Consider the following 22,894-nt stretch of genomic DNA (forward strand, 5'->3'; position numbering starts at 1 on the left):
CAGCATGATTTCGACTGCTCGCGCGACTGCCTCAAGAACTCGTCTGGACAGCTGGTCGCTGGTCGGCCTGCTCCTTGGCCTTGCCTTCTTCATCACCAGCGGCGCGATTGCCTATCGTAATGTCGCGACGCTGCGCGAGAATGATCAGGCAATTCGGCACACGCACGGCGTCCTGATCGCGCTCAATGACCTATTGTCTTCGGTCCAGGATGCCGAGACCGGGCAGCGCGGCTATCTTCTTACGGGAAGCGAACCCTACCTCGAACCTTATACCGACGCCCGGCGCACAATGGCTGGCCAGCTTCGGACGGTGGCGGCGCTCACGAAGGATAATCCGGTCCAGCAGGAGAGCCTCGGGTCACTCAAGCGGCACGTCGATGCAAAGCTCAGCGAATTGGAAGCGAGCATCGCGCTGCGCCGCGACCAGGGCTTCGATGCCGCCCTGGCGCTGGTCAGGAGCGATCGCGGCAAGACCGAAATGGACGCCATACGCAATCAGCTCGAGACGATGGCGCGCGAGGAATTGCGCCAGCGCCAGCTGCGTATCGAGGAAATGGCCAGCGCTTCCCGGGCGGCTGTGACCAGTGGGCTCGTGACGGCCGCGCTCGGTGCCGCGCTCACCATCGCCATATTCGTTCTGCTACGCCGCAACAGCCGCGCAAGGGCGCGGCAGGAATGGTTGCAGAGCGGACTGGTGGGCCTCTCCGAGTCCATGCGCGGCGAGAAATCGCTCGAAGAGCTCGGTCAGGCCATACTTGCCTTTCTGACACGCTATCTGGGATTCCAGGGCGGTGCTCTGTTCAAGGGCGACGCAGGACATTTTCACAGGATCGCCACCATAGGCGTCCCGCCGGACGCAGACATGCCGCTCGCCTTCAGCGCCGGCGAAGGGCTGCTTGGACAGGTCGCGGCGGATGGGGAGCCGATCATTCTCAGCGACGTCCCGGACCGCTATCTCACCATCGGATCGGCATTCGGCCGCGACCGCCCTCGCCATCTTGTGATCGTTCCCGCCCGGACAGACGAGAGCGTCAATGCCGTGCTGGAACTCGGCTTTTTCGAACCGGTCGGCCAATCCGCGCTCGATCTGCTCGGCGAGGCGTCGACCGCGATTGGCATCGCGCTGCGATCCGCCCGTTTTCGCATGCGCCTCGAGGAAGCGCTCGACGAAACCCAGCGTCAGGCGAGTGAGCTGCAGGCGCAGAGTGAAGAGCTGCGCGTTTCGAACGAGGAGCTCGAGGAGCAAGGCCGGGCCCTCAAGGAATCCCAGGTGCGACTGGAGCAACAGCAGGTCGAACTGGAGCAGACCAACAGCCAGCTCGAGGAACAGGCGCAAACGCTTGAAAATCAGCGCGACGAGCTGGAGCGCGCCGGTGCGAGCCTGGCGGTCAAGGCGCGGGAATTGGAACAGGCGAGCCAGTACAAGTCCGATTTCCTCGCCAATATGAGCCACGAGCTTCGCACCCCGCTCAATTCGCTGCTGATCCTCTCCAAGCTGCTGGGCGACAATCCGGACGGAAACCTTTCGGACGATCAGGTCAAATTTGCCCGCACGATCGAATCCTCCGGCAACGATCTGCTCACCTTGATCAATGATATTCTCGATCTGTCGAAGATCGAGGCGGGGCATGTCCAGATCCAGCCGGAAACGGTGTCTGTGCAGCGTCTGATCGGGGATATCCGCCATCTCTTCCAGCCGGTCGCCGACGACCGGGCGCTTGCGCTGGAGATCGAACTTGCCGAGGGAAGTCCGGCGGCGATCGAGACTGACCGTATGCGCGTCGAGCAGATCCTGAAAAACCTGCTGTCCAACGCCTTCAAGTTCACCGAAAAGGGATCGGTTCGTCTCGAGATCGCTCCTGCGGGCGAAGAGGGTCTCTCCCTCGCTGTCACCGATACCGGGATCGGTATTTCTCCCGACCAGCAGCGCAGTATTTTCGAGGCGTTCCAGCAGGCGGACGGCACGATCAGCCGCAAGTTCGGCGGAACGGGCCTGGGTCTGTCCATTTCCCGCGAACTGGCGCGCCTCCTGGGCGGCGCAATCAGTCTCCAGAGCGAACCGGGACAGGGAAGCACGTTCACGCTGGTTATCCCGCGCGCTTATGACCCTTCGCGTGTTGCGCCCCGCGAAACGGCCAGGCCTATGCCCGCTGCATCCGTTTCCAGCGCGCCGGCCGTGCCAGCTCGCCCTGCCTCGATCGCACCGGGCTGGTCGGTGGAGGATGACCGCGGCGCGATCGCCGACGGTCGCCGGCTCCTGCTGGTAATCGAGGACGATACGGTGTTTGCCTCGATCGTGCGCGATCTCTCGCGGGAACTGGATTTTCAGTGCATCGTCGCGGGCACGGCCGAGGAGGCCGTGAGCCTTGCGCAGCAGTTCCGGCCGAGCGCCATCGTCCTTGACCTTGGCCTTCCCGATCAGTCGGGTCTGACGGTGCTCGATCGATTGAAGCATGATGACGAGACACGGCACATCCCCATCCATGTCATATCGGCGGCGGACCATAGCCAGACGGCGCTGTCGCTGGGCGCCGCGGGTTATCTGCTGAAGCCGGTCAAGCGCGAGCAGCTCGCCGAGGTCCTGACCGGACTGCAGGAGAAGCTCGCGGCCCGCATGCGCCGCGTGCTCATCGTCGAAGACGATCCGGTGCAGCGCGATGCGGTCGCCCAGCTTCTCAAATCCAACGCCGTCGAGATCGTGGGCGTGGGAACGGCGGCGGAATGCCTCCAGGCGCTGCGAGAGCAAAGCTATGATTGCATGGTCCTCGACCTTACCCTGCCCGATGCATCCGGCTTCGAGCTTCTCGAGACGCTGAGCCGGGAAGGCGATCACGGATTTCCGCCAGTCATCGTCTACACGGGCCACGACCTTTCGCCGGACGATGAGCAGCGGCTGCGACGCTATTCGAACTCGATCATCATAAAGGGCGCGAAATCACCCGAGCGGTTACTCGACGAGGTGTCGCTCTTCCTCCACCAGGTCGTGTCGGAGCTGCCACCCGAACAGCGCCGGATGATCCAGAAGGCCCGCCACCGCGACGCAGCGCTCGAAGGCCGGCGGATTCTCATTGTCGAGGACGATGTCCGCAACGTCTATTCGCTGACCAGTATCCTCGAACCACGCGGGGCGGTCGTGCAGATCGCGCGCAACGGACGTGAAGCGCTCGACGCGCTTGCGGCGTCGCTCGACGACCCGGCACGGACCATCGACCTCGTTCTGATGGATGTCATGATGCCCGTCATGGACGGATTGACCGCGACTGGTGAAATCCGCCGGGATCCTCGCTGGGCGAAGCTGCCTGTCGTGATGCTGACGGCCAAGGCGATGCCCGATGATCAGCAGCGTTGTCTCGAGGCCGGTGCGAACGACTATATGGCCAAGCCGATCGATGTCGACAAACTTCTCTCGCTCGTGCGCGTTTGGATGCCGCGCTGAAGGAGCCGTGATGCAGGGATCTGTCGAAGACATCGAGATCGACCTCCTTCTGGAGGCGATCTACCAGTTCTACCATTATGACTTCCGTCATTATGCGCGCGCCTCAATCAAGCGCCGTCTCCTGCAGGCGCGTGACAGGATGGGCTTTTCGAGCTTTTCCGCGATGCAGGAAAAACTTCTGCATGATCCCGCGATGTTGCCGGGTCTGCTCAACTATCTGACTGTCCAGGTCAGCGAAATGTTCCGCGATCCGTCCTATTTCCGCGCGCTGCGGGAAAAGGTGGTGCCGCATCTGAAGACATATCCCTCGCTCAAGCTCTGGGTTGCCGGTTGCAGCAATGGCGAGGAGCTTTATTCGCTCGCCATTCTGCTTCGCGAGGAAGGTCTCGACCGGCGCGCGATGATCTATGCGACCGACATCAACCCGGACGCGCTGCAAGCGGCCGAAGCGGGCGTCTATCCGCTCGACCAGATCCGGAAATTCACCGAGAACCACCAGAAGTCGGGCGCCCGCTCGTCACTGTCCGATTATTATACTGCCGATTATGGCCGTGCCGTATTCGACAAGCGGCTGCGCGAGCGGGTTGTATTCTCGGACCATAGCCTGGTGACCGATGCGGTCTTCGCCGAGATGCACCTGATCTCGTGTCGCAATGTGCTCATTTATTTTGATCGCGAGCTTCAGGACCGCGCTATCGGTCTGTTCCACGAGTCGCTGGCGCGGAAGGGGTTTCTGGGGCTCGGATCGAAGGAGAGTCTGCGCTTCTCAGGCCATGCAGCCGGGTTTTCCGATTTTGTGCGGGAGGAGAAAATCTATCAGCGGCGGGATCTGTCATGACTGAACGCCCTCAGGCGGCCGTTATCGGCGCATCCGCTGGCGCGGTGCAGGCCCTGCTGACGGTTCTGCCTGCGCTCCCGGCCACCTACCCTCTTCCCATTCTCGTCGTGGTCCATGTGCCATCCGACCGGGACAATGCGCTGGTGGGCTTGTTTGCCGACAAATGCCTTCTGCAAGTCAAGGAAGCCGAGGAGAAGGAGCCAGCGCTCGGCGGCACCATCTACTTTGCGCCCTCGGATTATCATCTTCTGGTCGAGCAGGACGGGACGCTCTCGCTCTCTTCTGACGAGCCGGTTCATCACAGCCGCCCAGCGATCGACGTCCTTTTTGAGTCTGCGGCCGATGCCTGGGGAGAAGCCCTTGCAGGCATCATCCTGACTGGCGCCAATCACGACGGTGCTGCGGGCCTTCGCGCGATCGTCGAGGCGGGCGGAGTAGCGATTGTCGAAGACCCGGCCAGCGCGGAAATGCCGGCCATGCCTCTGGCGGCATTGGCAAGCTGTCCGGGGGCTAAGAGGCTCGGCCTCGAATCCATTCATTCCTATCTCCTTGAGCTGGCGGAAAAATGACGAGCACGAGCGATCCCATAAACTTTCTGCTGGTCGATGATCTGGAGGAAAATCTCCTGGCGCTGGAGGCGCTGCTCAAGCGTGACGGGCTGGCATTTCTCAAGGCCCGTTCGGGCGAGGAAGCCCTCGAGCTGCTGCTGACCCATGATATCGCGCTGGCGCTGCTCGACGTCCAGATGCCGGGAATGGATGGCTTCGAACTTGCCGGGTTCATGCGCGGCAATGAGCGCACGCGTCATATTCCGATTATTTTCCTCACTGCGGGCAGCGCGGATCTGCAGCGCCGGTTCAGGGGGTATGACGCAGGCGCGGTGGATTTCATTCAGAAGCCCATCGAAGCGGACATTCTGCGCTCCAAGACCAATGTCTTCTACGAGCTCTATCGGCAGCGCAGCGAAATCGTCGCGCAGCGCGACGCGCTTGCGAGCATGGCCGACGCGCTACAGGCCGCTGACCGGCGCAAGAACGAGTTCCTGGCCATACTTGGTCATGAGCTGCGCAATCCGATCGCGGCGATCGGCGCCGGCCTGCATCTTCTCGAACGCCGCGCGGGCACCGGGGTGGAAGGCGAGATCCGGGAGGGAATGAACCGGCATATCCGCCACGTTTCCCGGCTCGTGGACGACCTTCTCGATATAGCCCGGATCGATCAGGGCAAGATCTCGCTCAAGCTGGAGAGGATCTCACTACAGGATGTGCTGGCCTTTGCTATCGAGGCGAGCCAGCCCCTTATCGAAAGCGGCGGTCACAGGCTCGTGCGCGACCTCCCTGATGCGACCATTTGGCTCGAGGCGGATTTCAGCCGGATTGCCCAGATCGCAAGCAATCTTCTCAATAATGCCGCCAAATATACGCCGCCGGGCGGCGAGATCAGGTTAACCGCGCGCCGGAACGGGCCATGGGCGGAAGTCGAAGTCGCGGACAATGGTATCGGCATTCCGCCTGAAATGCAGGAGAAGATCTTCGACCTCTTCGCGCAGGTCAGCAGACCGGGGAGCGATCGTCTGGACGGCCTCGGTATTGGCCTTGCACTGGTGAAGCAACTGGTTGGCCTGCACGGCGGGACGCTTCACCTCGAGCATAGCGAAATGGGCAAGGGAAGCGTGTTTCTCGTTCGCCTGCCGTGCGAGCCATGAGAGCGATCGGTCTTGGTTGACGGGTTGATCGCCCCCGATGACGCCGCCGGCGCTTTTCCGGAGAAGACGTCTGGTGCACGAGGCAAGTCGTGACCATGGCGGCAGCCCTTGCAATACTGCATGCGGCGCTGTTTCTCACCTTTCTCGTTCATGCGCTGCTGCGCGACGACCTTAATTCGACCTCGCGTATAGCCTGGGTCCTCGCCCTGCTGCTTCTCCCGATTGCAGGGCCAATCTTTTACTATCTCTATGGTCAGATCCGTTTTGGAGGAAAGGAGGGTGCCGCCCACCGCGCCGCAGAAGCCGCGACACGGGACATGGTGCTTTCGAGTGGCGATGGCAGCGGTATCGGTGAGCTGGGAGCAGCTGCACAATTTGCGCGGGCCATAAACGGCTTCGGGGTGACACGGGGCAATCGCGCCGAGCTTCTCGATAGTCCGGACGCGCAGCGTGCTCGCCTGATCGCCGACATCGATCAAGCCCGCGCTTTCGTCCATGTCTTCTATTATATCTGGCTCGACGATGAGACCGGGCGGAGCGTTGCGGATGCGCTGATCCGTGCGGCCCGGCGCGGGGTCAAGGTGCGGGCTGGCGTCGATCAGATCGGATCGCATGCATTCTTGAAGTCGCGCACCTGGAAATCTCTTTGGGACGCCGGCATCGATCTCATGGTCGCGCTGCCGATAGGTAATCCGATCGCCATGATCTTCGCGCGGCGCCCGGACCTGCGTAACCACCGCAAGATCAGCGTGATCGATGGTCGCATCTGCCATTGCGGAAGCCAGAATTGCGCCGATGCTGCCTTTTCTCCCAAGCCGCTTTATGCGCCCTGGGTAGATGTCATGGTTCGGCTCGAGGGGCCCGTTGCCCGGCAGATGGATCTTCTGTTCGCGCAGTGCTGGTTCGAGTGCCACCCTCTCGATCTCAGGCCGTGGGACTATGAGACGCCCCCGTTCGATGGGAGCATGCCCGCCCAGGTCGTCGGCACCGGCCCCACGACGGGCAAGGGTGTGACCGCTCAGCTCATATCACGGATCGTGGGCGAAGCACGCAAGCAGATCCTGCTGACGACACCCTATTTCGTCCCCGGCGACGTTGTGGCCGAGGCGATCGCGGGCGCTGCGCGCGCAGGCGTGGATGTAACGCTCGTCGTCCCCGCCAGGAACGATTCCGGGTTCGTGGGTCCGGCAAGCCGGGCATATTATGGTCCGTTGCTCAGAGCCGGTGTGAAGATCATGGAGTTCAGGGGCGGTCTTCTCCATGCCAAGATCATCACCGTCGATGAAGACCTGGTATTCTTCGGATCGACCAATCTTGATTTCCGCAGCTTCGATTTGAATTTCGAGAACGACATTCTTTTGCGCGATCCGCAATTCGCCGCAGCGATGCTGGCCCGGCAGCGCGATTACTGTCTGAGCGCAGAGCAGGTCACAGCCGCCGATGTGAGGGCCTGGCCGGCCTATCGACGGATCTGGTGCAATGCTCTGGCGACAATCGGACCCCTGATCTGAACGGAACGCGTCAACTTTGATTCTGCGCAAAGCCAGCCTCGAAATCGAGGTCAACACTGGTGATAGCCTTTCCGCACGGCGCGGGGAGAACAGAACGGGAGAAGGCGAACATGGCAACGGCTCATGCCCAGGCTCTGGATACGAAGCATGCCGAAATCGAACGGCGGATCGCAGCGGAGATGCGGCGGCCCCTGCCCGATCTCACGGTGATCCAGAAATTGAAGAAGGCAAAGCTGCGTCTCAAGGACGCGCTCTCGAGATCCTGATCTGATCTGCTGCGCCGGGGTTGCTGGCCGTGCCTGCGCTATGGCGCAAGCCGGCGTCGGCGCTGGGCCAGATCTATGGCCTCGAGCGCCTCGCCCGCGATTTCGCACTGGCGCTCGAGGCTCACCGGGCGGCCATGCAAGTAGGTAAGGGCCAAATGGCCGTTCGGGACTGGCTCGAAGCCGATTTCGACTGATCCGCGCCTTGCGCGGTGATTTGAGAAATCGATCGTCCAGTCGGGATTGGCGTCGGAGCGGGTCATGGCGGGCAGCCTTATCATCGCCGGGCTTAAGAATGGCCAAGTACGATCTGAAGAGAATCCTTCGACTTTCGTCGCATAAAAGGCGACCGCTTGCCGGCGGAAACGGCAAAGAGCGTTTCGCTGCGCTGGTGACACGCCTCGAAGAGGAGACCCGGATCGGCAAAGGCGGGACCCTGGCGGCGCAGCTGTCGCGGCTCGACCTGATCGTGCTTGACGAGCTCGGTTATCTGCCGTTCGCCCGCTCGGGAGGGCAGTTGCTGTTCCACCTCATCAGCAAGCTTTATGAGCGCACCAGCGTCATCATCACCACGAACCTCGCCTTCGGTGAATGGCCGACCGTGTTCGGCGATCCCAAGATGACCACGGCGCTGCTCGACCGCGTCACCCACCACTGCGATATCGTCGAGACGGGCAACGACAGCTGGCGCTTCAAAAACCGCAGCTGACAGCCACCTTCGGCGCCTTCAAAAATCTATCTTGCGCTGCGCGCGCCTCCGGTCGGGCTACGCCCGCCCTCCGCCGCACGCAGCGCAAGGCCATCTTCAACAAACCAACATCATATCCGAAAAGGGGTCCCTCTTCGACGCCGATCGGGGGTCCCTTTTGAACGCCGTTTGACAGTCGAGGGCGGGATGGCTTGAGAGGCGTCCCTGCTCGACGGGACTATACGCCATCACTGGCACTTTGTGCTGGGCGAGCCACGGCAACAGGTCCAACTCAGGGCCTCGACGGACGAGATTGTAGAGGATCTGATCGGTCACGCAGCCATCCCCACCGGCAGCGACAAGCTCGTCCATATCGTCAGTATCGAGGTTGCTGACACCCCAATGCCGAATCTTTCCTGCCGACTTCAGCGCCTCCATTGCCTCTATCGTTTCGGCGAGCGGCACCGATCCCCGCCAGTGGAGCAGGTAGAGGTCGAGCCGATCGGTGCCGAGCCGCTTCAGGCTCGCCTCGCACGCACCGGCAAGGCGGGAGCGCGATGCGTTCTGTGGATACGCCTTGCTGACGAGGAACAACTGGTCGCGACGATCGCCGAGCGCTTCGCAGATCAGCGTTTCCGCGGCGCCATCGCCGTACATTTCGGCCGTATCGATGAGCGTCATGCCCAGTTCGACACCGGCGCGTAGCGCGGCGATCTCATCGGATCGGCGCTCGGGACGTTCGCCCATCTTCCAGGTGCCTTGACCCATCGAAGGAACCACTTCCCCGCCGGGCAATGTCACGTGTTTCATGTGCTTTCGTCCTATGAGATGAGTTCGACTGTTCGGTCGCCGGAGGCGCGATTGGCAGATGACCACAATGTAACGATCATATCGCGGCCGGCCATCGATCGAGTGCCATTTTGGCGATGGAGAGCAGTTCGTTGATCGTAGCGCCGTCGCGCGCCTGAACGGACATGCCTTCCATGACCGTATTGATGAATTTGCCCAGCACGGCCGGATCGGTGTTGGCCGCAAGCTCGCCCTGCGCGGCGCCGCGTTGCAGACGCTCGATCAGGAGGGCCTCCGCCGCGATACGCTTGTCGCGCAGCAGGCATTCGATGTCGGCGGACGCCGGCGAAACGGCTGCCGCTGCCGAATACATGAAGCAGCCGGCCGGCGTTCCAGGCTCCGAGAATGATGACGCCGCTCGTTCCAGCAGGCCTTTGACGGCCTCGTAGGTGGACAACGCCTGATCGTTGATGGGTGCATAGAGGTGGACGCTGAACGTCGCGGCGTAGCGCTCGATCACCGCCGCAAACAGTCCCGCCTTGTTGTCAAACGCTGCATAGAGACTGGCGGCGGCAACGCCAGTCTCCGCCACCAGATCGGCCATCGATGTCGCCTCGTAGCCGCGCTGCCAGAACAGCCGCACCGCCTTGTCGAGCGCAGTGTCAGTGTCGAACATACGAGGGCGACCTGCGCGGCGACGGGCTCTCGTCTCTGTCATCTCTGGTGCACGATATGGAACGATCGATAAATAATATCTTGAAACTGGTGGTTCGCACCCTTACAGAACGATCATTCAATAATCAAGGAGTTTCCTATGAGCCGCATCGTCCGTATCCACGAATATGGCGACGCCAGCGTCCTCAGGATTGAAGATGTGGCAGTACCCGCACCTGCGGCCGACGAAGTGCAGATCGCGGTGAAGGCGATAGGCATAAACCGCGCCGAGGTGATGTTCCGCAACCATGCCTACCTTCAGAATGCCGAGTTCCCGAGCCGCCTTGGCTATGAGGCTGCCGGCACTGTCGTTACGGTCGGCGCGGACGTGACCGGGTTTGCGGAAGGCGAAGCCGTCAGCGTCATCCCCCCGCTCGATATCGCACGCTGGGGCACTTATGGCGAGGTCGCCAACGTGCCCGCCCGCCTCGTCGTCAAGCATCCGGCGGCGCTGTCGTTCGAGGAAGCTGCGGCCGTGTGGATGCAGTATGTCACCGCCTGGGGTGCGCTGGTGGAGCAGGCGAAACTCGGCGAGGGCGATTTCGTCATCATCACTGCTGCCTCCAGCAGCGTCGGCCTTGCTGCCTTCCAGATTGCGCGGATGGTCGGCGCGACGGTAATCGCGACGACGCGTACCGGCGCCAAGCGCCAGGCCCTGATCGATGCCGGTGCACATCATGTCGTCGCGACCGGGGAAGAGGATCTGGTAGCGAGGGTGATGGAGATAACCGATGGTCAGGGTGCGCGCGTGGTGCTCGATCCGGTCGGAGGCCCGTCGTTCGAGCCGCTGACCGAGAGCATGGCACGCGGCGGCATCCTGCTCCAATATGGCGCGCTCAGCGGCGAACCGACGCCGTTCCCGTTGTTCTCCGTGCTGGGCAAGAGCCTCACGCTCAAGGGGTATCTCTACAGCGAGATCGTCTCGGACGATGCCGCCCTCGATCGCGCCAAGGCGTTCATCGCGGCGGGTCTGGAATCGGGCGCGCTCAAGCCGCGGATCGCGCGCACTTTCCCGCTCGACGCCATCCAGGACGCTCACCGCTTCCTCGAATCGAACGACCAGATCGGCAAGGTCGTCGTTACGGTCTGACCGGCATAGCGGCGCTGACGCAACGGCCTAGCACCAGCAATCAGTTTAACTCAACGAGGGTATCCCAACATGAAATCTCGCGCCGCTGTAGCCTTCGAGGCTGGCAAGCCACTCGAAATCGTCGAGATCGATGTCGCCCTACCCCGGAAAGGCGAAGTCCTCATACGGGTGACGCACACCGGTGTGTGCCACACCGACGCGTACACGCTGGCGGGGAGTGATCCGGAGGGTGTTTTCCCGGTGGTTCTGGGCCACGAGGGCGCGGGCATCGTTGTCGAGGTCGGTGAAGGCGTCACCAGCGTCGGACCGGGCGATCACGTGATTCCGCTCTACACCGCCGAATGCGGCAAGTGCGACTTCTGCCTGTCGGGCAAGACCAACCTGTGCGTCGCTGTCCGCGAAACGCAGGGCAAGGGCTTGATGCCCGATGGGACCACCCGCTTCTCGTATAATGGTCAGCCCCTCTATCATTACATGGGCTGTTCAACCTTCAGTGAATATACTGTCGTCGCCGAAGTCTCGCTCGCCAAGATCAATCCCGAGGCAAACCCCGAACATGTCTGCCTGCTCGGCTGCGGCGTCACGACCGGCATCGGCGCAGTCCACAATACCGCCAAGGTCCAGCCCGGAGACTCGGTCGCCGTGTTCGGCCTCGGCGGCATCGGCCTCGCGGCGATTCAGGGTGCGCGCCAGGCGAAGGCGGGTCGCATCATCGCCATCGACACCAATCCATCCAAGTTCGAGCTGGCACGCCAGTTCGGTGCGACCGAGTGCATCAACCCCAAGGACTATGACAAGCCTATCCAGCAAGTGCTGATCGAGATGACGGGCTGGGGCATCGATCATACCTTCGAGTGCATCGGCAACGTCCACGTCATGCGCGCCGCGCTTGAATCAGCGCACCGTGGCTGGGGTCAGTCGATCGTGATTGGCGTTGCCGGCGCGGGCGAGGAAATCTCCACCCGACCATTCCAGCTCGTCACGGGCCGCGTATGGAAGGGGTCCGCTTTCGGTGGCGTCAAGGGACGGACACAGCTCCCCGGCATGGTCGAGGATGCGATGAGAGGCGATATCGATCTGGCCCCATTCGTAACCCACACGATGGGCTTGGAGGAGATCAACGAGGCCTTCGAACTGATGCACGAAGGCAAGTCGATCCGCACGGTCATTCACTACTGACCCGCCGATCCGAAGCGGCGCGAGGCGCTCGGATCGACAACTCGGCCGTCATCATGGCCCGACCCCGGCCATGATGACGCGCGCTCTGGCAAATGGGCAACGCGTGGCGATGCGGTAACAAGCGCCGAAGTGCGGTCGTTACATGCCGATAGCGGCACGGACCAGGGCCGCTTGGCCCAGGCGCTTACCAGCGGGTTGTGTTTGGCCTTGCCGCGCGACCCAACGGGAAAAATGGTTTTGTCGTAACCTTTGTCTGATGCTGGAAAAATATTTCAAAGGTGCCGAACATCGGGCCAACCTGGCCGTTGGATGTATTGAGCCGGAAATGCATTCATCTGTTACCCGACCGTGATGAACTACGGGCCGCACGGGCGTATAGGGCAGGAAGACTGAATTGAAGAGCAAGGACATTCACGCGACGACGCCGGCCACCGATTATGGGCATACGGGGCCGCCCGCTTGCGTGCAGGTACGCGGCGCGCGCCAGAATAACCTCAAGAATATTGACGTCGATGTACCGCGCGACGCCTTCGTGGTGTTCACCGGCATATCGGGCTCGGGCAAGTCATCGCTCGCGTTCGGCACCCTTTATGCCGAAGCCCAGCGGCGTTATCTGGAATCGGTTGCGCCCTATGCCCGTCGCCTGATCGACCAGGCCGGCGTGCCGGAGGTCGACGCGATCGACGGTTTGCCGCCTGCGGTCGCGCTGCAGCAGCAGCGCGGCTCGGCCAACGCGCGATCCTCGGTCGGCAGCGTGACGACGCTCTCCAGCCTGGTGCGGATGCTCTATTCGCGCGTCGGCGAATATCCGCGCCATCAACCCATGCTCTATGCGGAGGATTTCTCGCCCAACACGGTCGCGGGAGCCTGCGCGACCTGCCACGGCATCGGCCGCGTATATGACGCGACCGAAGAGACGATGGTTCCTGACGACAGCCTCACCATTCGCGATCGAGCGATCGCCGCCTGGCCGGCCGCCTGGCATGGCCAGAACCTGCGCGATATCCTCGTTTCGCTCGGCTATGACGTCGATACGCCGTGGCGCGACCTGCCGAAAAAAGATCGCGACTGGATCCTCTTCACTGAAGAGGCGCCGACGGTGCCGGTCTATGCGGGCCTGACGCCCGAACAGACCCGGACGGCGCTCAAGCGCCGCATGGAGCCGAGCTACCAGGGCACCTTCACCGGCGCGCGCCGCTATGTGCTGGAAACCTTCGCCAACACTAAAAGCGCGCTGATGAAGAAGCGCGTCTCGCAATATATCATCGGCCGCGAGTGCCCGACCTGCGACGGCAAGCGCCTGAAGCGCGAAGCCCTGTCGGTCAAATTCGCCGGCCTCGACATTGCCGAGTTCGGCGACCTGACGGTGCTCAAGCTGAAGGACTTGCTGATGCCCGTCGCGCATGGCGCGTATGGGGCGGTCTCCTCCCCCTCAAAGGGCCATGTTCTGGAAAAAGCGGCCCGCGATGCAGCGGTCGAACAACGGGTTGCGGCGGGTGGCTCTGCGCACAAAAGCGCGCCCGACGTACGCCGCACGCCCAATCTCTCCGACGAGAAGCGGATAGCCGCCCAACGCCTTGCCTGCGAATTGATCGAGCGGCTAGAGCCACTGATCGATCTTGGCCTTGGCTACATTTCGCTCGACCGCAGCACGCCGACGCTCTCCTCCGGAGAGCTGCAGCGCTTGCGGCTTGCCACGCAATTGTCGTCACAGCTTTTCGGCGTGGTCTATGTGCTTGACGAGCCTTCGGCAGGGTTGCACCCGGCAGATGGCGAAGCCTTGCTCACCATCCTCGAGCGTCTCAAGGCTGCGGGCAACTCCCTGTTCGTCGTCGAACATGATCTCGACGTGATCCGCCGCGCGGAATGGCTCGTCGATGTTGGGCCAGGAGCCGGGGAAAAGGGCGGTGAAGTCCTCTACAGCGGGCCGATAGAGGGGCTTGCCGACGTCGAGACTTCGATCACCCGCCGCTACCTGTTCGCAGAGCCGCTCCGCAGTGAGCGCACACCGCGCGATCCCAAGGCATGGCTACGCCTGGAAGGGATCAGGCGGAACAATCTCCATGGTCTCGACGTCGAGTTTCCCATCGGCTGCTTCACCGCTGTCACCGGCGTTTCGGGATCGGGCAAATCCAGTCTTGTCAGTCAGGCGCTGCCCGAGCTCGTTACGGAACACCTCGGCGGCTCCCCCTTGGCCGAGGAGGAGGATATTGATCCGCTGCTCGATGTTGGGAACGGCACTGAAGGACGCATTGTCGCAGGCATGGAGCATGTTCGCAGGCTGGTGCGGGTCGATCAGAAACCGATCGGCCGCACGCCGCGCTCGAACCTGTCCACCTATAGCGGCATGTTCGACCATGTGCGACGGATCTTCGCTGATACGCCGCTCGCCCGCCGGCGGCATTACAGTCCGGGAAGGTTCTCGTTCAACGTCGCGCAAGGCCGCTGCCCTGTGTGCGAGGGCGAGGGATACGTCATGGTGGAGCTGCTGTTCCTGCCGAGCGTTTTTGCCCCGTGCTCGACCTGTCATGGCTCTCGCTACAACCCGCAAACGCTCGAAGTCGAATGGAACGGGCGCAATATCGCCCAGGTGCTCGAACTGACGGTCGACGATGCGTGCGATTTCTTCGCTGGCGAGGCATCTGTGATGCGCTCCCTCGACGTGTTGCGGGAGATCGGTCTTGGCTATCTGAGGCTCGGTCAGCCGGCGACCGAGCTGTCTGGCGGGGAGGCGCAGCGCATCAAGCTGGCGACTGAACTGCAACGCGCTCAACGCGGCAACACGATCTACATCCTCGACGAGCCAACTTCGGGGCTTCACCCCTCCGATGGCGATCGGCTGATGCAACACCTGCAGGGCCTCGTAGACGCCGGCAATACCGTCGTAGTCGTCGAACATGACATGCGCGCCATCACACAGGTCGACTGGATCATCGACCTGGGACCGGGGGCCGGGGAAGATGGAGGCCGTGTCGTTGCCAGCGGCGTCCCTGGCGTCGTTGCGGAAGCGGAAGGCAGTCTCACCGCCCGCTATCTCAAGGCGGCGCTGTAGGTCGTAAATCTGGCCGAACGCACGTTCGATCAGGTGCATCTCAATCACACGTTGGGTTGGGTCGAATCTGGAAGTGGGAGCCGGCGATGTGTCACCGCGGTTGACGCGGCTTAGGGTTTGGGTGCCCGTCAGGTGCGCCGTGTTCGTGTGATACGCGGCATGGCGGACGGCCAATCGCTGGCCATCCGCCACGCTTGCTTTGTGCGGACCTTCTCCAGGGAGAGGGCCCTCACATGGTTCGTCGAAACGCCCCGCCTTAATTCCCTGCTGCGGGCGCTGCGCCGACACCTTCTGCGATTTCCTCAACGAGTTTGGCGCAGAAGGCGGGCAAATCATTGGGATCGCGGCTGGTAACAAGGCCGTTGTCGACCACGACTTCCTCATTGGTCCATGCACCGCCGGCGTTCTCGATATCGACCTTCAGCGTCGGGTAGGACGTCAAGGTGCGACCCTCAAGCACGCCCGCCTCGATCAATGTCCAAGGTGCATGGCATATAGCCGCAACAGGTTTTTTCTGATCGAAGAAAGCCCGGATGAAAGCAATTGCCTCGACGCTGCCGCGCAGCTTGTCGGCACCGACAGTCCCTCCGGGCACAACAAGTCCGTCAAAATCGTCGGCTTTCACCTCGGAAAACGTCTTGTCGATAGTATAGCTGGCGCCCTCGTCAAGATCGCCATTGACTGTGCGAGCCTTGCCCGGTTCAAAACTGACCACGGTCACTTTGCCACCAGCGTCCTCGACAGCTTGCTTGGGCTTCGAGAATTCTGGTTCTTCCGTCCCACGGGGTGCGATCAGAATGGCAATGGATTTGCCTTCCAAAGTCATAATTTATTTCCTATTCCGTCGAAGACTAAGGTCAGGTGCCCGGCTTGAGCACGACCTTCGTCCAGCCAGCGTCGCGCTCGTCAAAATGCTTGTAGGCGTCTGGTGCCTGATCAAGCGGCAGTCGGTGCGAGATGATTTGGGCAGGATTGGCCCGGCCTTGCTCGATAAGCTTCATCAGTCGCCGGTTGTAGTGCTTTACATTGCACTGGCCGGTGCCGATCTTCTGGCCCTTGAACCAGAAGTTGCCGAAGTCGAACGCCATCTTGCCTTCCTTCTGGAGATCGTCGGGCGCGTTCGGGTCTTCCGGAATGAACACGCCGACGACGCCGATTCCGCCGGTGGCCTTCGTGCTTTTGACGAGGCAGTTCATCGTGTAGTTGCTGCGCTCCTTGCCGTGGCGATCGCAACACTGATACCCGACCGCCTCGACCCCGCGGTCGGTCCCGAGGCCGCTGGTCGCGTCAAGGATCTGCTGGGCGGGATCGCCCTTGCGCATGTCGATCGGAATAGCGCCCATCGCCTTGGCCAGTTTCAGGCGGTCATCGTGAGAATCGACCACGAAGATCTGAGAGGCACCGCGGATCTCGGCTGAGTGCGCGGCCATCAAACCGACCGGACCGGCGCCGTAGATCGCGATCCTTTCGCCAGGCAGGAAACCCGACAGTTCGACGCCATGCCAACCGGTGGGGAAGATGTCGGAGAGCATGACATAGTCATCCTCCTTCTCCTCAGCGTCCTCAGGCAGTTTCAGACAATTGAAGTCCGCATAAGGAACGCGCATCAACTCGGCCTGACCACCTTGCCACGGACCCATCTCGGCAAAGCCATACGCTGCGCCGGCGGTTCCAGGGTTGGTGGTGAGGCAGAAACCCGTCAAACCGCGTTCGCAATTTTCGCAGAAACCGCAACCGACATTGAACGGCATGCACACGCGATCGCCCTTCTTGATACGATCTACCGCAGAGCCGACTTCGATGACCTCGCCAAGGTTTTCGTGACCGAAGACCCTGCCCTTCTCGAAGCTGGTACGGCCCTCATACATGTGAAGGTCCGACCCGCAGATATTGGTCGTGGTCAGCCGGATGATAACATCGGTCTGCTTTTCGATCTTGGGATCATCGATGGTGCTGACAGAAACATCTTTGGGCCCGTTGTACACGACAGCTTTCACGGATCTTTTCCTTTCGCAGCTCTTCTCAACGCGTCATCAAATCGACAGCTTGGTGATCCGGTCCATCGCAACGGCGGACGACATCGCACCCTTCCAAGTGATCTCAGTTTCCTGAACCTTCTGCCATCTGAGAGGTTCCTACCCGTATGGCCGTCCCGGGATCGATTTATTGCGGTTTTCTGAATAACTGGGCCAGAACAGCCGAATAACGCGCTAAATGGAGGCGACCCGCGCCGCGCGGGAGGCACGCCCGGCGCCCGGCGCCCGAGCGCCGCCGCCGACTGAGCCGGCGCCGCGCTCCAAGGCTCAGCCGCGCGCGAACGCCTGCGCCGCTGCCTCGGCCACGCTCTCGTCCTGCTTGCCGGTGCCGCCCGACACGCCCACCGCGCCGATCACCGTCTCGCCCTCCTTGATCGGCATGCCACAGGCGAAGATCATCACCTTGCCGCCGTTGGAGGCATGGATGCCGTAGAGGTCGGCGCCCGGCTGGGCGAGCTTCGCCAGCGCCTTGGTCTCGACGTCGAACGCGCGCGCCGTCCACGCCTTGCCGATCGCGATGTCGACGCTGCCGCGCCACGCATCGTCCATCCGCGCGAACGCCAGCAGGCAGCCGCTCGCGTCCACCACCGCGATGTTCGTCGGGTTGCCGATCCGTTCGGCCTCCGCGATCCCCGCATCGATGATCGTCCGCGCGTCGAGCGTCTGGATGGTGTGCATGGCGTGTCTCCGTGGCCAGTCCGGGGAAAACCGCTCGACGCACGCCGCCGCGCGCGTGTTTCCCCCGCGCGGGCGATGAGAGCGACGCGCTAGGGTGCCGACTGCTTCCGCTATTTCGCGGCCAGCAAGGTGAACTTGTGAATCTGCGGCGGTTCGGAAAACAGTTCGTCTGCCTTGTCCATCAATGCGGCGGCAACCTTGCCGTCGAGATGGGCCTGCCGATCCTCCTCTGTGTCGAACGTATCGAAGATCGCGTACGCACCGGGACCTTCCTCGATCGCATACCAGGTCAGAGTGCCCGCCTCAGCTTGAACGAGCGGCAATGCCGAGGTCAGGAAATTGGCGACATCACGCTCTTTTCCGGGCTTGGCCTTCAGTGGTACATACAGGGCAAGTTTGGGCATAAATGACTCCCCAAGTGAAACGGGCAGATGTTATTCGGCAAAGTAACGGACGAGCGGGCCGGTCGTTCCCCATGAGGCGAAGCACAGGCGGCCCCGCCTCCTGGTCGAAATCAGAATTGCTGTGCGGTCGGCCGGATGACGATCGCGTTGACGTCGACGTCATCAGGTTGTTCGACAGCGAACGCGATAGCACGCGCCACCGATGCCGCCGGGATGGCCTGTTTGTAGAAGTCCAGCACCGTCTTGGCAGCCGCGCCAGAGGTCGTGAACTTCAAATCGCTTTCGACAGCTCCAGGCTCGATTGACGTGACCCGGACCTTTTCCCCCACCTCGTGGCGCAAGCCCTCGCTGATCGCGCTGACGGCGAACTTGGTGCCGGAATAGACCGTGCCGCCCGGTGCGAAGACCTTGATGCCCGCAACCGAGCTCAAGTTGATGATGTGACCGCTGCCCTGCTCGAGAAAGCCGGGAAGGGCCGCAGCGATGCCGTAGAGCGTGCCCTTCAGATTGACGTCGATCATCTGCTCCCACTCGTCGGTGTTGACCTCGGCCATCGGACGGATCGGCATCAGACCGGCGTTGTTGATCAGTACGTCGAGACGGCCGAAGTCGGCGACGATGGCGGCGACGACGGACTGGACCGCCGACTTGTCGGTGACGTCGAGCGCATAGGCGCGTGCCGTTCCGCCGTTCTCGGCGATCTGCGCGACGACCTCGTCGAGCTTGTCCTTGCGCCGTGCGGCGATGGCGACCTTCGCACCGCGTTCGGCGAGAAGCCGCGCGGTTTCCGCGCCGATGCCGGTGCTGCCGCCGGTGATGAGAACAACCTTGCCTTCGATACCCTTTGTCATGTCTGTATTCCTTCAAGTCAGTTGTTGATTTTTCGCCGGATCGCGGCCCCGCGCGAGCCTGCCCGGGCTGATGGGGTCACCGCGAGCGCAAGAGGACGGGCCCGGCGCCCACCCGGATGCGGAGCAGCTCGTAAGGCTTGCGGCGCAAATCCCGCCCGCCGTGGAAGCCGGGTTGGCGGTGGAGCTGGTTGGCGGTGAAGTAGAGATAGCCGCCGGTGCCGATCGACAGTGTGTCGGGCCAGCTGATGCGGGGGTCGCTCACCACCGTCGTCCAGCGGCCCTGGTCGAGCACGCGGATCGCGTTGTTCTCGTAGTCGCCGGCGAACACGCGGCCCCGGTCGTCTTCGGCAATCCCGTCCGAGGCGCCTTTGCGCCCCAGGCTGCGGACCGCGCGGCCCAACTCCTCCTCGGACACCGCGGGATCGCGCAGCATCGCCGTGGGCACCGCGTGCAGCGTGCGGCCCGACAGTGGACCGTAATACAGCAGGCTGCCGTCGGCGCTGAGCGCAATCGCGTCGCTTGCGATCGCGACCGGCGTCGCGGGGCCGTCGGCCGGGCGGTTCATGAGCACCGCGCCGTCGACAACCGGGGTGAAGCCGGGCTCCGGGTTGGTCGTCGCATGGTTCGACAGGCGCCGGATCGCACGCCCGCTGGCGATATCGACGACGATGATGCCGCCGACACCAGCGTTGCTGCTGTCGGTGATGTAGGCGACGCCTTCGGCGCCCTGACGCAGATCGAAGCGCACGTCGTTGAGGTAGGTCGTGGGCAGCACCACGCTGGGCGGCAGGACGATCGTCTTCACCACCCGGTCGGTCGCAAGATCGATCGCCACCAGTTTTGCACCGCCGGCCTGCGGCTGAGAGAAATTGGGAGCAGCCGTGTCGAGCACCCACAAGCGATTGGCGCCGTCAGCCACCACGCTCTGCACCGAGATGAAATGCCCCGCCGGGTCGGCCGGATCGGGCCGGTTGGTCGCGGCATCGGGATAAGGCACCGCCTTGCCGTCGACCAGTTCGGCAACCGTGAACGGCGCGTTGTCGCCCCATTGCGGAAAGTTGACGAAGATGCGCCCGTTGGGGGCGATGGTCACGCCCGTCGGCATCGCGCCATCGAAGGTCGCGACCTGTTCGATTTGCGGCGCGGATGCACCGTCGCGAGTGGTCGCGCAGGCGGTAAGCGAGAGGGCAGCGCCCGCGGCAAGAAGCAGTTTGACGGAGATTTTCATGGCGTCATTTCCTTGAGAATGCGGCCCACTTCGTGAGGCTCGGACCGGAAATATTGCGGGGGCGCCTTGACCGATGCACCAAGCGCGGCGGCGGCGTGCCAGGCCCAACGCGGATCCCACAGCGCAGCGCGGGCAATCGCTATGGCGTCGGCATGCCCGTCTTCTAGGATGCGCTCCGCCTGGTGCGGATCGGTGATCAAGCCGACAGCGATTACAGGCATAGCGACCGCGTCCTTGACCGTGCGGGCCAGCGGTACCTGATAGCCGGGGCCGACCGGGATCTGCTGGCGCGGGTCGAGCCCGCCGCCGGAGACGTGGATCGCCGCGCAACCGCGCCGCTCCAGTTCCTGCGCAAACCTTGCGGTTTCTTCCGCGGTCCAGCCGCCTTCAACCCAGTCAGTCCCGGAAACGCGAACGGTCACCGGGCGGTCGGCCGGAAACGATTCGCGCACGGCATCGAACACTTCCAGCGGGAACCGCATCCGGTTGTCGAGGCTGCCGCCGTATTCGTCGCCGCGCCGGTTGGAGATCGGCGAAAGAAACTCGTGAAGCAGATAGGCATGCGCGGCGTGGATCTGGACGGCTTCGATGCCGAGCCTGCCGGCGCGCCGCGCGGCATCCGCGAACCCCTCCCGGATGCGGGCAAGCCCTAACTTGTCCAGTTCGACAGGGGGATGGTCGTCCGGAGCGAAGGGAATGGCGCTGGGTGCCACGGTCTGCCAGCCATTCTCCGTATCGGGGGGAAGCTGCGCTCCGCCGTGCCACGGCTTGGCGCTGCTCGCCTTGCGGCCGGCATGGGCCAGCTGGATGACGAGCGGCATGTCCGACCACTGACGGACGCTTTCTAGCACGCTTAGCATCGCCGCTTCGGTACGGTCATCGTACAGGCCGACGTCACCGTAGGTGATGCGACCTTCGGGGCTGACAGCGGTCGCCTCTATCGTCAGCGCGCCCGCGCCCGACAGCGCCAACTGGCCGAGATGCATCCGGTGCCAATCGGTCATCGCGCCGTCCTCGGCAGAATACTGGCACATCGGCGCGATAACGATGCGGTTGGCAAGCCGCAGCCCCGCGACCTCGAGCGGTTCGAACAGGCGCGCCATCACCATGCGCCCGTGTTGGGCATGGAGGCCCAGGGTTCGGCCGGGGCCATGTGTTCGCCTTTTTGGAGCAGTTCGATCGAGATCCCGTCCGGCGAGCGGACGAACGCCATGTATCCGTCGCGCGGGGGGCGATTGATCGTCACGCCGCCCGCTTGCAGCCGCGCGCACGTCTCGTAGATGTCGTCGACCCCGTAGGCGAGATGGCCGAAGTTTCTGCCCCCCGTGTAAGTCTCGGCAGCGCTGCCGTCCTCGGGCGGCCAGTTGTACGTCAGTTCGACCTCGGCATCGCCCTGCTCGCCGTCGCCGCGGAAATCCTCGTCGGCGGCAAGGTAGATCAGCGTGTAACGCCCGGCCTGGTTCTCCATGCGCCGGGTCTCCTTGAGACCCAGCAGCGTGAAGAACCGGATCGCTGCCTCGGGATCGGCGACGCGCAGCATGGTGTGGAGATAGCGCATGATCAGGCGACCTTGTCCTTGAGGGCTTCCATCACGAGCTCTGCGGTGAGGGTAGCGCTGGCGGGGTTCTGGCCGGTCACCAGATTGCCGTCGCGCAGGGCGAAGGGGGCAAAATCGGGGCCGCCCTCGTGCTTGCCGCCGAGTTCCTTGAGACGCGTTTCGAGGAGGAACGGCACCGCCTGATCGAGACCGACCGCGCGTTCCTCGCTGTCCGTGAAGCCCGCGACACGGCGGCCGGCGACGAAGGGCGTGCCATCGGCCTTCGTCGCCGAGACCAGCCCTGCCGGTCCATGGCAGACGGCGGCGACGATCTTGCCTTCGCGGTCGAAGCGTTCGACCAGGCGGGCCAGTTCGTCACTGACGGGGTAATCGAACATGGTGCCGTGGCCGCCCGGCAGGAACAGCGCGTCGTAGCCGGCGGGATCGATGCTTGTGAATACAAGGGTGCTGGCAACCTCGGCCTTCAGGGCCTCGTCCTTCAGATAGCGCTCGACCGAAGCGTCGTTCTCGCCGTCGGCGTTGACGCTACGCTGGTCGACGGGGATGGCGCCACCCTTGATCGAGGCCAGCGTAACCTCGGCGCCCGCATCGCGGAACGCGTAGTACGGGGTGGTAAGTTCCTCGAGCCAGACGCCCGTCGGTTCGGTGCCGGGAGTCATGCGGTCGGCGGAGGTGGCCACCATGAGAATGCGGGTCATCGTCAGTTGTCCTTTTCTAGTGATGTCGGGAACACGAGCAAACGCACCCGCCGGCGCCGCGCCCGCCACCAGGAGAGCGGTGAGGGCTTGGAGCAATTGGCGGCGATTTTGCTTCGATCGTTCCTTTCGGCGGCTTAGATACGCAGGGAACGGCATCATGAAATCCAGCGGGAATG

General features: G+C 62.9%; 21 protein-coding genes and 1 pseudogene. 10 read left to right on the plus strand and 12 right to left on the minus strand.

Annotated features, from left to right (window positions below):
- The first annotated feature begins 4 nt into the window (after nt 1–4).
- The 6 genes from ACGGKE_RS10530 to ACGGKE_RS10555 all read left to right on the plus strand — a co-directional run bounded on the left by ACGGKE_RS10530 (nt 5) and on the right by ACGGKE_RS10555 (nt 7,756).
- Nucleotides 5–3,436, plus strand: coding sequence for a response regulator (locus ACGGKE_RS10530; RefSeq protein ID WP_394437650.1), 3,432 nt, complete (start codon nt 5–7; stop codon nt 3,434–3,436).
- Nucleotides 3,437–3,446: 10 nt separating this feature from the next.
- The gene (locus ACGGKE_RS10535) at nt 3,447–4,274 is read left to right on the plus strand and encodes a CheR family methyltransferase (protein WP_394441898.1); all 828 of its coding nucleotides are present in this window, start codon (nt 3,447–3,449) and stop codon (nt 4,272–4,274) included.
- Entirely contained in the window at nt 4,271–4,843 is a 573-nt protein-coding gene (locus ACGGKE_RS10540) for a chemotaxis protein CheB (protein ID WP_394437652.1), read from the plus strand. Before ACGGKE_RS10535 ends, ACGGKE_RS10540 begins: the two co-directional genes overlap by 4 nt.
- Entirely contained in the window at nt 4,840–5,979 is a 1,140-nt protein-coding gene (locus ACGGKE_RS10545; protein ID WP_394437654.1) for an ATP-binding protein, read from the plus strand. The genes ACGGKE_RS10540 and ACGGKE_RS10545 overlap by 4 nt, the downstream gene beginning before the upstream one ends.
- A 95-nt stretch (nt 5,980–6,074) precedes the next feature.
- Complete coding sequence (locus ACGGKE_RS10550) at nt 6,075–7,490, plus strand: phospholipase D-like domain-containing protein (protein ID WP_394437656.1); 1,416 nt, start codon at nt 6,075–6,077, stop codon at nt 7,488–7,490.
- Between the two features lie 59 nt (nt 7,491–7,549).
- Nucleotides 7,550–7,756: a DUF465 domain-containing protein gene (locus ACGGKE_RS10555; RefSeq protein ID WP_394437658.1), complete on the plus strand. Its 207-nt coding sequence runs from the start codon at nt 7,550–7,552 to the stop codon at nt 7,754–7,756.
- Nucleotides 7,757–7,794: 38 nt separating this feature from the next.
- Here the strand turns inward: ACGGKE_RS10555 and ACGGKE_RS10560 are convergent, their stop codons facing one another.
- Nucleotides 7,795–8,016, minus strand: a complete 222-nt coding sequence (locus ACGGKE_RS10560; protein ID WP_394437660.1) for a hypothetical protein — start codon at nt 8,014–8,016, stop codon at nt 7,795–7,797.
- Between the two features lie 125 nt (nt 8,017–8,141).
- On the opposite strand from ACGGKE_RS10560, the pseudogene ACGGKE_RS10565 reads away from it, so the two are divergent.
- Nucleotides 8,142–8,462: pseudogene (locus ACGGKE_RS10565) on the plus strand (ATP-binding protein); the annotation flags it as partial.
- Nucleotides 8,463–8,558: 96 nt separating this feature from the next.
- On the opposite strand, the gene ACGGKE_RS10570 reads toward ACGGKE_RS10565, so the two are convergent.
- Both ACGGKE_RS10570 and ACGGKE_RS10575 read right to left on the minus strand, forming a co-directional pair.
- The gene (locus ACGGKE_RS10570) at nt 8,559–9,251 is read right to left on the minus strand and encodes an aldo/keto reductase (protein ID WP_394437662.1); all 693 of its coding nucleotides are present in this window, start codon (nt 9,249–9,251) and stop codon (nt 8,559–8,561) included.
- A gap of 76 nt (nt 9,252–9,327) precedes the next feature.
- Nucleotides 9,328–9,906, minus strand: coding sequence for a TetR/AcrR family transcriptional regulator (locus ACGGKE_RS10575; protein ID WP_394437664.1), 579 nt, complete (start codon nt 9,904–9,906; stop codon nt 9,328–9,330).
- A gap of 138 nt (nt 9,907–10,044) precedes the next feature.
- On the opposite strand from ACGGKE_RS10575, the gene ACGGKE_RS10580 reads away from it, so the two are divergent.
- The 3 genes from ACGGKE_RS10580 to ACGGKE_RS10590 all read left to right on the plus strand — a co-directional run bounded on the left by ACGGKE_RS10580 (nt 10,045) and on the right by ACGGKE_RS10590 (nt 15,265).
- Nucleotides 10,045–11,034 carry a zinc-dependent alcohol dehydrogenase family protein gene (locus ACGGKE_RS10580; protein WP_394437666.1) on the plus strand — a complete coding sequence of 330 codons (990 nt, stop codon included), beginning with the start codon at nt 10,045–10,047 and terminating at the stop codon, nt 11,032–11,034.
- Nucleotides 11,035–11,103: 69 nt separating this feature from the next.
- Nucleotides 11,104–12,213, plus strand: coding sequence for an S-(hydroxymethyl)glutathione dehydrogenase/class III alcohol dehydrogenase (locus ACGGKE_RS10585; protein WP_394437668.1), 1,110 nt, complete (start codon nt 11,104–11,106; stop codon nt 12,211–12,213).
- A 463-nt stretch (nt 12,214–12,676) separates the two neighbouring features.
- Nucleotides 12,677–15,265 carry an excinuclease ABC subunit A gene (locus ACGGKE_RS10590; RefSeq protein WP_394441901.1) on the plus strand — a complete coding sequence of 863 codons (2,589 nt, stop codon included), beginning with the start codon at nt 12,677–12,679 and terminating at the stop codon, nt 15,263–15,265.
- A gap of 256 nt (nt 15,266–15,521) precedes the next feature.
- On the opposite strand, the gene ACGGKE_RS10595 is transcribed toward ACGGKE_RS10590, so the two are convergent.
- The 9 genes from ACGGKE_RS10595 to ACGGKE_RS10635 form a co-directional block, all read right to left on the minus strand.
- The gene (locus tag ACGGKE_RS10595) at nt 15,522–16,091 is read right to left on the minus strand and encodes a type 1 glutamine amidotransferase domain-containing protein (protein WP_125989230.1); all 570 of its coding nucleotides are present in this window, start codon (nt 16,089–16,091) and stop codon (nt 15,522–15,524) included.
- A 31-nt stretch (nt 16,092–16,122) separates the two neighbouring features.
- Nucleotides 16,123–17,262 carry a glutathione-independent formaldehyde dehydrogenase gene (locus tag ACGGKE_RS10600; RefSeq protein WP_394437671.1) on the minus strand — a complete coding sequence of 380 codons (1,140 nt, stop codon included), beginning with the start codon at nt 17,260–17,262 and terminating at the stop codon, nt 16,123–16,125.
- A 306-nt stretch (nt 17,263–17,568) separates the two neighbouring features.
- Complete coding sequence (locus ACGGKE_RS10605) at nt 17,569–17,979, minus strand: heme-binding protein (protein WP_394437673.1); 411 nt, start codon at nt 17,977–17,979, stop codon at nt 17,569–17,571.
- 110 nt (nt 17,980–18,089) lie between these two features.
- A complete protein-coding gene (locus tag ACGGKE_RS10610) occupies nt 18,090–18,383 on the minus strand; it encodes a putative quinol monooxygenase (protein ID WP_017503034.1) in 294 nt (97 codons plus the stop codon).
- Between the two features lie 110 nt (nt 18,384–18,493).
- Nucleotides 18,494–19,234: an SDR family oxidoreductase gene (locus ACGGKE_RS10615; RefSeq protein WP_394437675.1), complete on the minus strand. Its 741-nt coding sequence runs from the start codon at nt 19,232–19,234 to the stop codon at nt 18,494–18,496.
- A gap of 76 nt (nt 19,235–19,310) precedes the next feature.
- Nucleotides 19,311–20,462, minus strand: a complete 1,152-nt coding sequence (locus ACGGKE_RS10620) for an L-dopachrome tautomerase-related protein (RefSeq protein ID WP_394437677.1) — start codon at nt 20,460–20,462, stop codon at nt 19,311–19,313.
- A complete protein-coding gene (locus ACGGKE_RS10625; protein ID WP_394441904.1) occupies nt 20,459–21,565 on the minus strand; it encodes an NADH:flavin oxidoreductase/NADH oxidase in 1,107 nt (368 codons plus the stop codon). Before ACGGKE_RS10625 ends, ACGGKE_RS10620 begins: the two co-directional genes overlap by 4 nt.
- Nucleotides 21,565–22,023, minus strand: coding sequence for a VOC family protein (locus ACGGKE_RS10630; RefSeq protein ID WP_037543870.1), 459 nt, complete (start codon nt 22,021–22,023; stop codon nt 21,565–21,567). Before ACGGKE_RS10630 ends, ACGGKE_RS10625 begins: the two co-directional genes overlap by 1 nt.
- A complete protein-coding gene (locus tag ACGGKE_RS10635) occupies nt 22,023–22,718 on the minus strand; it encodes a type 1 glutamine amidotransferase domain-containing protein (RefSeq protein WP_199556351.1) in 696 nt (231 codons plus the stop codon). The genes ACGGKE_RS10630 and ACGGKE_RS10635 overlap by 1 nt, the downstream gene beginning before the upstream one ends.
- Nucleotides 22,719–22,894 lie beyond the last annotated feature (176 nt).

This window comes from Sphingobium naphthae (assembly GCF_043589935.1).
Classification (GTDB): Bacteria; Pseudomonadota; Alphaproteobacteria; order Sphingomonadales; family Sphingomonadaceae; genus Sphingobium; species Sphingobium naphthae_A.

What these genes read in the sequence shown, in the direction of transcription:
- ACGGKE_RS10530 (WP_394437650.1), top strand. Translation starts at nt 5, where the DNA reads ATGATTTCGACTGCTCGCGCGACTGCCTCAAGAACTCGTCTGGACAGC.
- ACGGKE_RS10535 (WP_394441898.1), top strand. Translation starts at nt 3,447, where the DNA reads ATGCAGGGATCTGTCGAAGACATCGAGATCGACCTCCTTCTGGAGGCG.
- ACGGKE_RS10540 (WP_394437652.1), top strand. Translation starts at nt 4,271, where the DNA reads ATGACTGAACGCCCTCAGGCGGCCGTTATCGGCGCATCCGCTGGCGCG.
- ACGGKE_RS10545 (WP_394437654.1), top strand. Translation starts at nt 4,840, where the DNA reads ATGACGAGCACGAGCGATCCCATAAACTTTCTGCTGGTCGATGATCTG.
- ACGGKE_RS10550 (WP_394437656.1), top strand. Translation starts at nt 6,075, where the DNA reads ATGGCGGCAGCCCTTGCAATACTGCATGCGGCGCTGTTTCTCACCTTT.
- ACGGKE_RS10560 (WP_394437660.1), bottom strand. Translation starts at nt 8,016, where the DNA reads ATGACCCGCTCCGACGCCAATCCCGACTGGACGATCGATTTCTCAAAT.
- ACGGKE_RS10570 (WP_394437662.1), bottom strand. Translation starts at nt 9,251, where the DNA reads ATGAAACACGTGACATTGCCCGGCGGGGAAGTGGTTCCTTCGATGGGT.
- ACGGKE_RS10575 (WP_394437664.1), bottom strand. Translation starts at nt 9,906, where the DNA reads ATGTTCGACACTGACACTGCGCTCGACAAGGCGGTGCGGCTGTTCTGG.
- ACGGKE_RS10580 (WP_394437666.1), top strand. Translation starts at nt 10,045, where the DNA reads ATGAGCCGCATCGTCCGTATCCACGAATATGGCGACGCCAGCGTCCTC.
- ACGGKE_RS10585 (WP_394437668.1), top strand. Translation starts at nt 11,104, where the DNA reads ATGAAATCTCGCGCCGCTGTAGCCTTCGAGGCTGGCAAGCCACTCGAA.
- ACGGKE_RS10595 (WP_125989230.1), bottom strand. Translation starts at nt 16,091, where the DNA reads ATGACTTTGGAAGGCAAATCCATTGCCATTCTGATCGCACCCCGTGGG.
- ACGGKE_RS10605 (WP_394437673.1), bottom strand. Translation starts at nt 17,979, where the DNA reads ATGCACACCATCCAGACGCTCGACGCGCGGACGATCATCGATGCGGGG.
- ACGGKE_RS10610 (WP_017503034.1), bottom strand. Translation starts at nt 18,383, where the DNA reads ATGCCCAAACTTGCCCTGTATGTACCACTGAAGGCCAAGCCCGGAAAA.
- ACGGKE_RS10615 (WP_394437675.1), bottom strand. Translation starts at nt 19,234, where the DNA reads ATGACAAAGGGTATCGAAGGCAAGGTTGTTCTCATCACCGGCGGCAGC.
- ACGGKE_RS10620 (WP_394437677.1), bottom strand. Translation starts at nt 20,462, where the DNA reads ATGAAAATCTCCGTCAAACTGCTTCTTGCCGCGGGCGCTGCCCTCTCG.
- ACGGKE_RS10625 (WP_394441904.1), bottom strand. Translation starts at nt 21,565, where the DNA reads ATGGCGCGCCTGTTCGAACCGCTCGAGGTCGCGGGGCTGCGGCTTGCC.
- ACGGKE_RS10635 (WP_199556351.1), bottom strand. Translation starts at nt 22,718, where the DNA reads ATGACCCGCATTCTCATGGTGGCCACCTCCGCCGACCGCATGACTCCC.